We start from the raw sequence: 12,056 nt of genomic DNA, 5'->3' as shown, positions 1-12,056 counted from the left end.
CGAGGCATTTTCGCCGCCGTGCCCAGGCCGGTATGGGCGCTGGCTAACGATGCGGGACCGTCAGTTAATCATCCCAGGCAACCAGGTCGCAATCGGCGGGAAAATGATCATCAGTGCCACCAGCAGCATGGAGCACAGAATATAGGGGATCGCCGCTGTGTAGATTTCCCTCATGCTGGTACCGGCCGGTGCCACGCCTTTCATCACAAACAGCAGCAACCCGAAGGGTGGGGTAGTGAAGCTGATTTCGAGCGCCAGCAAGATGATGATGCCAAACCAGATCAGGTCAAACCCCAGGGTTTCTGCCAGCGGGAAGAAGAACGGGACGGTGAGCATCATGATGGAAATCTGCTCCATGAAGGTGCCGAGCAGCAACAGCACACCGAACATGGCCAGGAGCATATAGATCGGGGCCAAATCATAGGAGGTCGCCCATTCGATCAGACCGCTGGAGGCTCCCGAGAAAGCCAGTAGCTGGCTGAACGTGGCAGAGCCGAAGACGATCAAATAGGCCATCAGGGTGACTTTCAGTGAACCGCTGACGGACTGGGTGAACACGGCCCAGCTCATTTTGCGGTAGACGAACCCAAGAATGATGACACCCAGCGCACCGAAAGCAGCGGACTCGGATGGGGTTGCCAGGCCAGTTAACATCATCATGACGATGATAACCATAACGCCTACCATCGGAATGATATCGGTCAGTATCAGTTTGATCTTTGCCAGGAAGGGGACGGGTTCCAGCTCATACACGGGCGCTGCATCGGGGTCGAGCCGGGTGCGGACCCATATGGTCACAATGTAAAAAAGTGCCAGTATCAAACCGGGTATGATGCCGGCAATGAGCAGTTGCGCAATGTCGATTTTTGCCAGAGTCCCCAGCAGTACGGCCAGCGCTGAGGGCGGAATAATGATAGCCAGCCCGCCGGTTCCCAGAATGGGGCCGATCGACATGTGCTTTTTGTAGCCTCGCTTGGTCATTTCCGGTACCAGCAACGAGCCCATCAATGCGGTTGACCCCATGGATGAACCACTCAGAGTGCTGAATGCCGTACCACCGACAACGGTGACGTAAGAAAGCCGGCCCGGCACCTTGCCCATAAGCTGATCGATGGCGTTGAACATCTTCATGCCCAGGCCCGAGCGGAAAAACAATTCCCCCATTAAGAGAAACAATGGAATGGGGACCAGACTGAATTTGGAGAGGGAGCCGAAACCATTATTAAGCAATTGAATAATGCCGTTCTGACCTCCCATGAAATACCAGGAGCCAATCACGTTGGCAGCTAGGAATGCTAGCGCGATGGGCGTGCCAATGCCCATGAAGAGAACGATGAGTGACAGCAGAAAACCGAGTGCAAAATACCATTCCATCATTCTTTGATCCCCGCTTCACCGCTGTGCAAGATGTCTTTTCCGACAACAAATTTAAAGAACTCTGTGGCCATCAGGAAAAAACAAAAAGGAAAGACGATGGTAAGTATCCATTTGGGTACAAAGAATGCCCGAACATCGTAGTCGCTCCGGGTGACGTTCTGAACGACGAGGTCATAGCCTTTCCAGGCCAGAACCAGACACACCAGGACACAGAACAGAGAGACTGCCCGGCTGTGAACGTTCAGGACGGATTTGGGCAATGTTGCTGTGAATAATTCGATATAGACATGCCCCTTTTCTCTAACCAGCCAGGGCGCGCCGAGCAGGGTAAGATAGAACATGGCGTATTCTGTTGATACGAAAAACCAGGCCGAAGGCTGTAGGCCAAGGTTACGTAATACGACCGTCAGTACAATGGCCACCATCAGCCACACCAGCATGGCGCCGGCGACGATGGCTAGAAAATCGATCAAAGCTTTGTAAGCCTTGCTGGCAATTCGCATGGTATTCACCTGCTAGCAACCAAAAAACAGGCACGGCAGATGGCTGCCGTGCCTGTTATGGCTTGGGTCGAGTTAAAGTTCGTTGAACATTTCTACCAGTGAATCATAGTGCTCCAGTCCCATTGGGTGGCGTTCCATCAGGCCGCGCATCCGGTTCCAGGTTGCTTCACGTGCAGACTCAGAAAATTGCGCGCGCACATCGCCTTCAAGATCTACAATCTGCATGCCATTGGCGATCATTTCTTCGCGTTGTACTTTGGCATCTTCCTGCAAGGTTAAGGCGCTGTTGCGCTCATGCTCGATGGCTACTTCCTGAAGGATGATCTGGGCTTCTTCGCTCAGCTCATTCCAGCTGTCGAGGTTAATGATGACGCCCATGTCAGTCGAGAAAAACGAAGGTTCAATCCGGTAGTTCAGGAAGCGATCCCAGTTTAGGTCCGCCAGGCCAATCTCAGTCCAGCCTGTGGCGTTTACCACGTTACGCTCCAGCGCTGAATACACATCGGTCGTTGGCAAACTGATGGGTTCGGCACCCAGGTAGTCGCGAAAGAATGCATCGTAAACCGGGTTGGAGCGCAGTTTCAGTCCGTCGACACTCAGACGGCCATCGTCGCCAATGGTGGGTTCGTCGACGGTGTACAGGTTGTAGCTCACACCGCTCTCAAACCAGCCCAAATAGTAGACGCCCATTTTTTCCTGGTGGATCTGATTCAACAGATCGATGCCGCCACTTTCACGGGCATAAATGGCGTTCGTATTAGAAGCAACCATGATGTCGCGTTCCGGTACGGTGCCGCCATAGAAGCTGGCCGCTGTATAGGCCATATCGACAATGCCGTTGCGCACAGCGTCGGGTTGTTCACTCAGGCCAATGACTTCCGGGCCACCACGTACATCAATTTCAATGATGCCTTCGCCACGCTCGTTCACCATATCGACAAATTGCAGAAAACTGCGGGTATAAATCAGCGAGGTGTTGAAGGCATGAACAGCGGTAATACGCTCTTCAGCCGAAGCGATGCTCGTGACCGACAGTGACGACACCAGGCCAATGGCCAGGGCCGTTTTTTTCAGGAATGACTGCTTCATTATTATTACCTCTCATTGTTATGAATCCGGGGCTGCCTGTTGTTCTGTTAGCCTGAATACTGGCTAGGTTGGCATGGTCCGGTTTTCTTGGGGTTTGCGTCATCGATTGTCGCGGGCGATCAGCCCGGGTGCTCCTTCCGGCTGGCCCTGTGTCCAGGGATACCGTGTTTGATACGTCAACAAAAAGTCGTCTATCTTCGATCTGTATCCTTCGGTCAGATCAATATCATCCCAACCATTGAGCAATTTGGTTTTCCAAACCGCGTTTATGTCGAATGGGATAACCTGGCCAGCAAAATGAATCTGTTGGCTTGCCAGATCCACGCTGATGGGGGTGGGTTCAGACCCGAGTGCGTTCAGCAGTCGGTCTGCGTCTGCCTCGTTCACGAGCGCTGGCAACAACCCATTGTTAACGGCGTTTGATGAGAAAATATCGCCAAAGCTGGGGGCAATGACACAGCGGAAGCCATAATCGACGAGGGCGTATACGGCCGCTTCACGCGATGAGCCCGCACCGAAATTGCGGCGTGCGACCATGATCTGGAAATGCTCCGCACCGGGCTGGTTTAATATGAAATCATCCGCCGGCTTACCGGTGTCATCGTGGCGAAGGTCGTACAGCAGGAATTGGCCGTAGCCCACCCGGCGGGGTTCTTTCATAAATCGGGCAGGTATCAGCTGGTCGGTGTCCACATTGCTTCTCACCAGCGGGCATGCGGGTGCCGTCAATTGGGTAAAGGGCGTCATGGCTGGGGGAACTCCTGAAGCAAGGGGCGTACATCGGTGAGGTGTCCGGCCACGGCCGCTGCCGCGACCATGGCGGGCGACATCAGATGCGTGCGGGAACCCAGACCTTGTCGGCCTTTGAAATTCCGATTGGTGGACGAGGCGCAACGCTCACCCGATGCTAACTGATCGCCATTCATGCCAACGCACATGGAGCAACCCGATTCGCGCCACTCCAGCCCTGCCTCTATGAAGATGTGATCGAGCCCTTCGGCCTCGGCCTGAGCCTTTACCTGCGTTGACCCGGCCGAAATCAAACCGGGTACCTTGCTCTTGCGACCTTTAAGTACAGCCGCTGCTGCGCGAAGGTCCTCGATGCGAGCGTTGGTGCAGGAACCAATGAACACCCGGTCTATGGCAATGTCAGTTAGAGCCTGACCCGGCTTCAGGCCCATGTAGTCAATGCTGTCCCGATGTTGCCGGGCTTTGTCCGTCGCGTGCGCATCATCCGGGTAGGGCACACAGGCGGTGATCGGCAGGGCTTCTTCAGGCGACGTTCCCCAGGTGACCTGAGGGGCGATCTCGGAGGCATCCAATTCGACCTCACGGTCAAAGACCGCGTCTGCATCGGTGACCAGGGTTCGCCACCAGGCCGTGGCCTGCTCGAACTCGTCGCCTTTTGGCGCCATTGGGCGGTTTTTGAGGTAAGCGAGGGTTTTGTCGTCCGGTGCGATCATGCCGCAACGAGCGCCGCCTTCAATGGACAGGTTGCACAAGGTGAGCCGGGCTTCAACACTGAGGTCGTCGATGGCTGACCCGGCGTACTCGATGGCGTAGCCCCGGGCGCCGTCCGCGCCCAACTGCGAGATCCAGGCCAGGGCAATGTCTTTGGCGGTAGCGGCCGGCGACAAGGCGCCATCGATGCGTATGCGCAATTGTTTGGGTTTGTTTTGCCACAGCGTCTGTGTCGCCAGAACGTGGGCCACTTCCGAAGCGCCAATACCAAACGCCAGTGCACCCAGTGCACCGTGGGTCGAGGTATGACTGTCCCCACAGACCATGACCAGACCGGGCTGCGTAAGCCCGAGCTCAGGGCCAACAACGTGAACAATACCCTGGCGCGAATCGTCCAGTCCGATCAGGGGTATTCCGTGGGCTCGGGTGTTGGTGATCAACTGTTCGATGACGCTGCGTGTCTTGTCATTCACAGTCGCCAGGGAGCGCGAATGGGTTGGCACATAATGATCGGCAATGCCCAGCGTCAGTTCCGGGTGACGCACGGACAGACCGCGTTCGGCCAGTTTGTTAAAGGCGTGAAACGATCCCTCGTGAGCCAGATGCCGATCGACCCACAGCAAGCTCTGGCCTTCATCATTCTGGCAAATTTCATGGCTTTGCCAGATTTTGTCGAACAAGGTCTGTCTGCTCATGTCGCTTCCACGCTGCCCGCAAGGCCAGGCTACTTTGATCGCTGATCCTTTGCCGGAAAGGCTGAGACCATTAAGGTGATCATTTAAATGTATTAGATATAGTACAATTAAAGGTATACCAAGGATTTTAGGTCTGTCAACTCTCTCAATGCAATCGGGGGTGAGGGGCGAGCGATTTACCCCTCCAGAGGGTCAATGGTTTGCCAGTAGCGGTCGTCCTCTGAGCCGGCCCGGTTGAGGTCGATCTGAATGCGATAGCGATCGGGGCGGTAGAGGGCTTGCAGGTGTTCGACCCCATTCCCGGCTTTATCGAATACAACCCGGGTGAGTGATATCAAGGGTGAACCCACGGAAACATCCAGGGCGCGGGCCACTTCTTTGGTGGCCAGCGTCGCCGAAATACTTTGAGACGCGTGATCCACGTGTACGCCGCTGCGTTCAAGCAAAACGAACAACGGGGTGCTGGCCAGATCACTTTCGCTGTAGTTGAGCGCAATGCGCTCAGGCACATTGGTAACCAGATAGGAAAAGGGTTTGTCTTCCGATAACCGTACCCGGATAGAGCGCTGGGTTCGATCACCATCGCCAAGCCCAAGCCGTTCGCGAATCGTTTCAGACGGTTGCTCATACACGAATTCAAGCAGTCGAACCCGAGAGTTTTCGCCCAGCTTGACCATGTTTGGCAGCAGATTTGAAACGCTCGCGGTCATCACCGTAGCGCCAACCGGCCGTTCGCAAACGCGGGTGCCAATGCCTGGTTTTCGATAAATCAGGCCTTCTTCGGTCAGGGCGTCCAGGGCCCGGCGAACGGTAACGCGTGATACCCGATGTTCTTCCGCCAGCTTCAGTTCGCCCGGTAACTTGGTGCCCGGTGCCATGCGGCCATTCACGATCGCGTCTTTGAGCAGCAAAAACAACTGATGCGACTTGGTGCCGCCAGGTCCGCCTGAGTGAAGGGGTGCATCCATGTAAGGTCCTCGTTAGCGCTGAGACTGTCTTTACTTGACAGGTCACAGGTATAGCACATATAAATGTATTAAGTATAGTACATTAAAATAAGACAAAGGCAGTGGATGCCCGCTACATTACCACGGCCGCTGCGGAGAGAATCCCCTATGCCAATGCTTCAGGTCAACCTGCTTAAAGGCTACAGCCCGGAGATCAAACACCGGCTGATGCGTGCGCTGACGGGCGTGGTCAGAGGCATCACCCAGGCCAAACCCGACGCTATTACCGTTTGGATTCATGAAGTTGGGTCCGATCAATACAGCCGGGGAGGGGAATCACGTCAGCCGGGTGCTGGTGCGCCCGACGCGGCGGCCGTTGTTGCTGAATATCTGGCAGCGATGGAGGCGCGGGACCTCGAAAAGGCGCAGACCTATCTGGCGGCCGATTTCGTTATGTCGTTTCCCGGTAGCGGTGAGCTCCGAACATTGGCGCAATTGGTTGACTGGGCCAAGGGGCGTTACCGGCACGTCAGCAAAACGATCATCTCGACCGATGTTGCCTACGGCATGGACAGCACCGTTGTTACCACTCACGGCACTCTGTCCGGTGAATGGCTGGATGGCCTCGCGTTCAGCGGCATTCGGTTCATTGATCGCTTTGAACTGCAGGCGGGCCTGCTGGTTCGACAGGACGTTTGGAATGATCTGGCCAATGCGAATGAGTAAGGTCGCGTTATCGCTCTCGGAGTGTGACGTGAAAAAAGGCCCGGTGTAGCAGGCGCCGACCGACACATACCGCGACAAACCGCGTTGGCTTGTCGCGCCAGTTCGCACATTACATTGAACTTATCTGGATGAAATGACTTATGACAGCAGACCAGAGCACCTCGCACGCTTCGAGCCTGAAAACTCGGTTACACCATTCTGATATCGTCGTAGCGCCGGGTGTTTACGACGCTCTGAGTGCTTCTCTGGCACAGCAGGCAGGCTTCGACACCGTTTACCTGTCCGGCGCCAGCCTGGCCTATACCAAGCTGGGACGGCCAGACATTGGCCTGATGAGCTTGTCGGAAGTGAATGACACACTGGGGCACATTCGTGAACGCAATGACGTCTCCATCGTGGTGGATTGTGATACCGGTTTTGGTAACGCCCTGAACGTCATGCGCAGTGTGCGCCTGCTGGAACGTTCCGGAGCCAACGCGATACAACTCGAAGATCAGACATACCCTAAACGCTGTGGGCACCTAAAAGGTAAGAGCCTGGTCAGTGCCGGTGAGATGGCTGGAAAAGTGAAGGCGGCTGTCGATGCCCGCGACAGTGACCAGACGCTGATCATCGGTCGAACGGATGCCATCGCCACCGACGGCATTGAGGTCGCGCTAGAGCGGGCTCACGCCTATTATGAAGCCGGCGCCGATATGGTCTTCGTGGAAGGTATTCGTTCGGCGGAGCAGATTGCCCGGGTCATGAACGCCTTCCAGGGTAAAGTGCCGATAATGGCCAATATGGTCGAAGGCGGTGATACGCCTTTGCAGGATGCATACTCGCTTCAACAGTTAGGGTTTTCCATGGTGATTTTCCCGGGGGCACTTGTCCGTGCCTTCACGTTTATGGCCAGCCAGTTTTTTGAAACACTCAAGCGGGATGGCACCACCGATAATTTTCGGAGTCAGATGTTGAACTTTACCGAGTTGAACGATTATCTCGGCACTCAGTCCATGCTGGAACTGGGTCAGCAGTACGAAGACATTTCGCGCTAGGAGCAGAGGCAATGAACCGATCAGGAGGCGATGTATGATTACCACCGACAAGACGGCAAAAGAAATTTTCCACGAAGTGATGGCCAATCCGCAACGCGTACCCTTCGGGTTTGGCAAGAAAGCGGTGCTGGTTAATGTGGATCCGCAAAAAGCCTATACCCGCACCGATTTGTTTAAGACCGCGTATGAACATGACCCCAACCAAATGACGTACGTCATGGATCTGGTAAAACGCTTTAGGACACTCGGCTGGCCGGTCGTCTGGACGCATGTTGCCTTTATGGACAACGCCGATGACGCCGGTGTCTGGGGAACCCGAACCGACACGCCGGATTCGTTGCAAAACATCAAGCACGGTTCAGAGCGGGCCGAGTTTGATGACCGGCTCGACATCGACCCGACAACAGAGCCAATCTACACCAAGCGCATGCCGTCCGCCTTTTTCGAAACACCCTTACAGTCGTTATTGGTCTGGCATCAGGTGGATACCGTGATCATTACCGGTGGCTCCACTTCCGGGTGCATTCGAGCCACGGCGGTCGAGAGTCTGTCACGTGGGTACAGAACCATTGTTCCGGAAGAATGCGTGGCGGATAAACACGAAAGCTACCACTACGCAAATCTAACGGATCTGCACCTGAAGTACGCGGACGTGATGACCGTCGCGGATGTAAAAACCTGGCTGGACCAGGAAATCGCCAAGTAAGAGGGGCTCCGCATGATGGAATCATTGAACGCCTACGAGTATTACGCATACGAGAACCGGCCTAAAATCCGTTGGCCAAACGGTGCCCGGGTGGCGTTTTGGGTAGCACCCAATATTGAATTCTACGAATTGAACCCACCACCCAATCCATCCAGAAAAGCCTGGCCGCAGCCGAACCCGGCAGTACCCGGCTATAGCATACGTGACTGGGGTAACCGGGTCGGGCATAAACGTCAGATGGATCTGCTTGAAAAATACGGCATTCGCGGTTCGGTATCCTTATCGGTTGCGCTGTGCGACCACCACCCTGAAATCATTGCCGCCTGCAAGGATCGCGACTGGGAGTTTTTCAGTCATGGCATCTACAACACGCGCTACACCTACAACATGAGTGAGGATCAGGAACGGGCGATGATTCGCGATAGCATCGAGACCATTCATCGCCACACCGGCCAGAAGTGTGCGGGGTATCTGGCGCCGGCACTGTCGCATTCGGAGCACACCCTGGACCTCTTTGCCGAAGTGGGCACGGAACTGTTCGGTGACGACGCCGGTTTTTACACCTGCGACCTGTTTCATGACGACCAGCCGACACCGGTGCAGGTACGGTCGGGAAAACGCTTTATATCCATGCCCTATTCACTTGAGATGAACGACACCATTGTCTACGCCGTGAATAAGGTCGAGCCGCGCCACTACCTCAACATGCTGAAGCGGCACTTTGATCGTTTGTATGAAGAGGGGGCTGAATCGGGCACGGTTATGTGCATTCCGACGCACAATTACCAGATCAGTTGCCCGCACCGGATCAAGGCGTTTGAAGAAGCGCTGGAATACATCACCGGCCATTCCGATGTGTGGGTGGCAACCGGACGGGAGATTGCCGAGCATTATCTGGCCAACGGCTATGACGACGCTCGCACGGCGATCGCCCGGCAAAACGGAGGGCAGCGCTGATGAGCTTGCCAGACGACTACCTCGACTACCCCTGGCGCCAGTACGGCAATGACCACAACCGCTACGACTGGTCGATGTTGACCGATCGCCCCCCGGTTCAGTGGCCCAATGGCAAACGATTAGCGGTGTGGGTGAATGTATCGGTTGAGTTCTATCCGCTCAATCAGCGTGGCATTCCGTTTAAGGTGCCAAACGGCATGACGATGCCGTACCCGGATTTGCGACACTATTCCTTGCGCGACTACGGGAACCGGGTGGGCATTTACCGGTTCTTGAAAGCCTTCGACCGGTACAACGTCACGCCCACGTTTGCGCTGAACGGACAGATAGCCGAACGGTACCCGAGTCTGTTGAGTCGCCTCGCCGATACCGGTGCTGAGCTGCTGGCCCATGGCTGGAACATGGATCATTTGCACTACGGTGGGCAGGATAAAGCCGAGGAGGCGGAGCAGATCAAACGCACGCTCGACACGCTTCGCAAACACAGCGGTCAGTCCATCGACGGTTGGCTGAGCCCGGCCAAAAACCAGAGTGAGAATACGCCGGATTTGTTGACCGCTGAAGGCGTTCGGTACTGTTGCGACTGGGTCAACGACGAAATGCCGTACCCGTTCCGGACCGAACAGGGCGACCTAATGATGATGCCGCTGCCCACTGAGCTTGAAGACCAGTTCGTCATTGGCAACAACCTGCATTCGGAAGATTCCTGGGTGCAACAGGTAAAAGACGCCTTCGATTTTCTGTTGGAAGAGTCGGCTACTCAGGGTGGGCGGATGCTGGGGCTGAATATCCACCCCTGGATGATGGGGCAACCGCATCGTATTGGATGCCTCGAAGAGGTTCTGGAGTACGTGTCCGGTCATGACGCTGTTTGGCAGACCGGTTCTGGCGAGATACTTCAGGCCTTTCAGGGACAACAGGGCTCTGGTCGCGAGGCATCGTCATGAGTGCGGTGCATACCGGGAGTAAACCGTCTGAATTCGACTTCAGCATGCCGCTGGTCATTGTCGGCGCCGGTGCCTGTGGACTGGTGGCGGCACTGGCGGCCAAAGAAGCCGGCATTGAACTGGTGGTGCTTGAGCGTGATGCCTTTCCACGGGGCAGCACATCCATGTCCTCCGGTTTTGTGCCCGCTGCCGGTACCCGCTTTCAGATGGCCGTCGGTGTCGTTGATTCTGCCGACATTATGGCTGGCGACATTCAAAAGAAGAATGGTAACGAAGCTGATCCAGCCATTGTGACTACCCTTGCTGAGCAGTCGGCGGGCATCATCGAATGGCTAGCTGACCGTCACGATATTCCGTTTGAGCTGGTGCAAGGGTTTTTGTATCCGGGTCACAGTGCCGAACGCATGCATTGCACGCCTCGCCGTACCGGCGAAGAGTTGATGGGCGCCTTGCTGACGGCCGCTGAAAACGCGGGTATCGACATTATCACGGATGCGCTGGTGACGGATCTTTATGCGAAGGCCGACGGTCGGATTACCGGCCTGACCTATGAACAGCCGGATGGATCTCGTGAAACATTGGGCTGTGATACGCTCTTGCTCGCTTGTAACGGGTATGGCGGTAATCAGACTCTGGTCAAACAGTACCTGCCGCAGATGGAACGTGCCCTTTACTATGGGCACGAGGGGAACCAGGGCGATGCCATTCGCTGGGGCGAGCAACTGGGGGCCAGTCTGAAAGATCTGGGGGCTTTTCAGGGGCATGGATCGCTCGCCGACCCACCGCAAACCCTCATTTCCTGGGCGGTGATGATGCAAGGTGGTATTCAGATCAATATCCATGGTCATCGCTTTTCCAATGAGCACGGCGGGTATTCCGAGCAAGCCGCCAAAGTATTGTCGCAGCCGACTCAACACGCCTGGAACGTATACGATGAACGTATTCATGATTACCTGACCCGGTTTGAAGACTATCAAAATGCGATGGCAACGCGATCGGTCAAGACCTTCGAATCCCTAGAAGACATGGCTCGTGGATTGAACATGGACCTCGCCGTCCTTCAAGCCACATTTTCTGAGATGGCGAGTCTCGCAGAGAGTGGCCAGAGCGATCGGTTTGGTCGCACCTTTGCGGCGCAGGATTTGTTAAAACCGCCTTACTGCGCCATTCGGGTCACCGGAGCCTTGTTCCATACCCAGGGTGGGCTAGAGATTACCCCAGACGGCCGGGTAGTTGATAAAGCGGGTGAGGTGTTGCCGAATCTCCTGGCAGCCGGTGGTGCCGCACGCGGTGTTTCTGGCAGTAACGATACCGGGTATCTGTCGGGGAACGGGTTGTTGCATGCCATTGTGATGGGAGGCATTGCCGGTCGCACGGCAGCCGCGATGCTGGCTGACTCACGTTGATCGTATAGCCACCAAGGTGAACTCAATGGCAACCAGCAAACAGGGCCAGCGCTGACAACGCAGGCTCTTTCTTCAACTGATGCTGGCGCTTCTATTGAGATAAATCCACCTGTTAAACCCTGCTTTTCAGACTACACTGCCCTGCGTCGGGATACCCCGGCCACGCAGCACTCATTCGAGTCTGCCTCTGCAAACGAACACCAGG

The 12,056-nt window shown here is 55.5% G+C and carries 12 protein-coding genes; 6 read left to right on the top strand and 6 right to left on the bottom strand.

Translation table 11 applies throughout. The annotated features are described in order from the left end of the window. Positions 1 to 60: 60 nt before the first annotated feature. The 6 genes from EP166_RS10125 to EP166_RS10100 form a co-directional block, all read right to left on the bottom strand. A complete protein-coding gene (locus EP166_RS10125) occupies positions 61 to 1,377 on the bottom strand; it encodes a TRAP transporter large permease (RefSeq protein WP_246026270.1) in 1,317 nt (438 codons plus the stop codon). Further along, positions 1,374 to 1,880: a TRAP transporter small permease gene (locus tag EP166_RS10120; RefSeq protein ID WP_127556693.1), complete on the bottom strand. Its 507-nt coding sequence runs from the start codon at positions 1,878 to 1,880 to the stop codon at positions 1,374 to 1,376. Before EP166_RS10120 ends, EP166_RS10125 begins: the two co-directional genes overlap by 4 nt. Positions 1,881 to 1,952: 72 nt before the next feature. After that, positions 1,953 to 2,969 (bottom strand): TRAP transporter substrate-binding protein DctP, encoded by a 1,017-nt coding sequence (gene dctP, locus EP166_RS10115; protein WP_246026269.1) that lies wholly within the window; start codon positions 2,967 to 2,969, stop codon positions 1,953 to 1,955. Between the two features lie 99 nt (positions 2,970 to 3,068). Next, the gene (leuD, locus tag EP166_RS10110) at positions 3,069 to 3,716 is read right to left on the bottom strand and encodes a 3-isopropylmalate dehydratase small subunit (RefSeq protein ID WP_127556692.1); all 648 of its coding nucleotides are present in this window, start codon (positions 3,714 to 3,716) and stop codon (positions 3,069 to 3,071) included. Beyond that, positions 3,713 to 5,125 carry a 3-isopropylmalate dehydratase large subunit gene (gene leuC, locus EP166_RS10105; RefSeq protein WP_127556691.1) on the bottom strand — a complete coding sequence of 471 codons (1,413 nt, stop codon included), beginning with the start codon at positions 5,123 to 5,125 and terminating at the stop codon, positions 3,713 to 3,715. Before leuC ends, leuD begins: the two co-directional genes overlap by 4 nt. Positions 5,126 to 5,301: 176 nt before the next feature. Next, positions 5,302 to 6,093, bottom strand: coding sequence for a GntR family transcriptional regulator (locus tag EP166_RS10100; protein ID WP_127556690.1), 792 nt, complete (start codon positions 6,091 to 6,093; stop codon positions 5,302 to 5,304). Positions 6,094 to 6,240: 147 nt separating this feature from the next. On the opposite strand from EP166_RS10100, the gene EP166_RS10095 reads away from it, so the two are divergent. The 6 genes from EP166_RS10095 to EP166_RS10070 all read left to right on the top strand — a co-directional run bounded on the left by EP166_RS10095 (position 6,241) and on the right by EP166_RS10070 (position 11,851). Further along, positions 6,241 to 6,798, top strand: a complete 558-nt coding sequence (locus tag EP166_RS10095) for a tautomerase family protein (protein ID WP_127556689.1) — start codon at positions 6,241 to 6,243, stop codon at positions 6,796 to 6,798. Between the two features lie 140 nt (positions 6,799 to 6,938). Continuing rightward, positions 6,939 to 7,835, top strand: coding sequence for an isocitrate lyase/PEP mutase family protein (locus EP166_RS10090; RefSeq protein WP_127556688.1), 897 nt, complete (start codon positions 6,939 to 6,941; stop codon positions 7,833 to 7,835). A gap of 34 nt (positions 7,836 to 7,869) precedes the next feature. Then, complete coding sequence (locus EP166_RS10085) at positions 7,870 to 8,541, top strand: isochorismatase family protein (RefSeq protein WP_127556687.1); 672 nt, start codon at positions 7,870 to 7,872, stop codon at positions 8,539 to 8,541. Between the two features lie 12 nt (positions 8,542 to 8,553). Then, on the top strand, positions 8,554 to 9,498 hold the full coding sequence (locus tag EP166_RS10080) for a polysaccharide deacetylase family protein (RefSeq protein ID WP_127556686.1): 945 nt from the start codon (positions 8,554 to 8,556) through the stop codon (positions 9,496 to 9,498). Beyond that, entirely contained in the window at positions 9,498 to 10,445 is a 948-nt protein-coding gene (locus tag EP166_RS10075; RefSeq protein ID WP_127556685.1) for a polysaccharide deacetylase family protein, read from the top strand. The genes EP166_RS10080 and EP166_RS10075 overlap by 1 nt, the downstream gene beginning before the upstream one ends. Then, positions 10,442 to 11,851 (top strand): FAD-dependent oxidoreductase, encoded by a 1,410-nt coding sequence (locus EP166_RS10070; RefSeq protein WP_127556684.1) that lies wholly within the window; start codon positions 10,442 to 10,444, stop codon positions 11,849 to 11,851. The genes EP166_RS10075 and EP166_RS10070 overlap by 4 nt, the downstream gene beginning before the upstream one ends. Positions 11,852 to 12,056 lie beyond the last annotated feature (205 nt).

It is taken from the genome of Saccharospirillum alexandrii (assembly GCF_004000275.1).
GTDB classification, from domain to species: domain Bacteria; phylum Pseudomonadota; class Gammaproteobacteria; order Pseudomonadales; family Natronospirillaceae; genus Saccharospirillum; species Saccharospirillum alexandrii.
This window is presented reverse-complemented; position numbering and strand designations above follow the sequence as displayed.

Coding starts and splice junctions, on each gene's coding strand:
- EP166_RS10080 (WP_127556686.1), top strand. CDS start 8,554: ATGATGGAATCATTGAACGCCTACGAGTATTACGCATACGAGAACCGG.
- dctP (WP_246026269.1), bottom strand. CDS start 2,969: ATGAAGCAGTCATTCCTGAAAAAAACGGCCCTGGCCATTGGCCTGGTG.
- EP166_RS10120 (WP_127556693.1), bottom strand. CDS start 1,880: ATGCGAATTGCCAGCAAGGCTTACAAAGCTTTGATCGATTTTCTAGCC.
- EP166_RS10070 (WP_127556684.1), top strand. CDS start 10,442: ATGAGTGCGGTGCATACCGGGAGTAAACCGTCTGAATTCGACTTCAGC.
- EP166_RS10095 (WP_127556689.1), top strand. CDS start 6,241: ATGCCAATGCTTCAGGTCAACCTGCTTAAAGGCTACAGCCCGGAGATC.
- EP166_RS10075 (WP_127556685.1), top strand. CDS start 9,498: ATGAGCTTGCCAGACGACTACCTCGACTACCCCTGGCGCCAGTACGGC.
- leuC (WP_127556691.1), bottom strand. CDS start 5,125: ATGAGCAGACAGACCTTGTTCGACAAAATCTGGCAAAGCCATGAAATT.
- leuD (WP_127556692.1), bottom strand. CDS start 3,716: ATGACGCCCTTTACCCAATTGACGGCACCCGCATGCCCGCTGGTGAGA.
- EP166_RS10100 (WP_127556690.1), bottom strand. CDS start 6,093: ATGGATGCACCCCTTCACTCAGGCGGACCTGGCGGCACCAAGTCGCAT.
- EP166_RS10090 (WP_127556688.1), top strand. CDS start 6,939: ATGACAGCAGACCAGAGCACCTCGCACGCTTCGAGCCTGAAAACTCGG.
- EP166_RS10085 (WP_127556687.1), top strand. CDS start 7,870: ATGATTACCACCGACAAGACGGCAAAAGAAATTTTCCACGAAGTGATG.
- EP166_RS10125 (WP_246026270.1), bottom strand. CDS start 1,377: ATGATGGAATGGTATTTTGCACTCGGTTTTCTGCTGTCACTCATCGTT.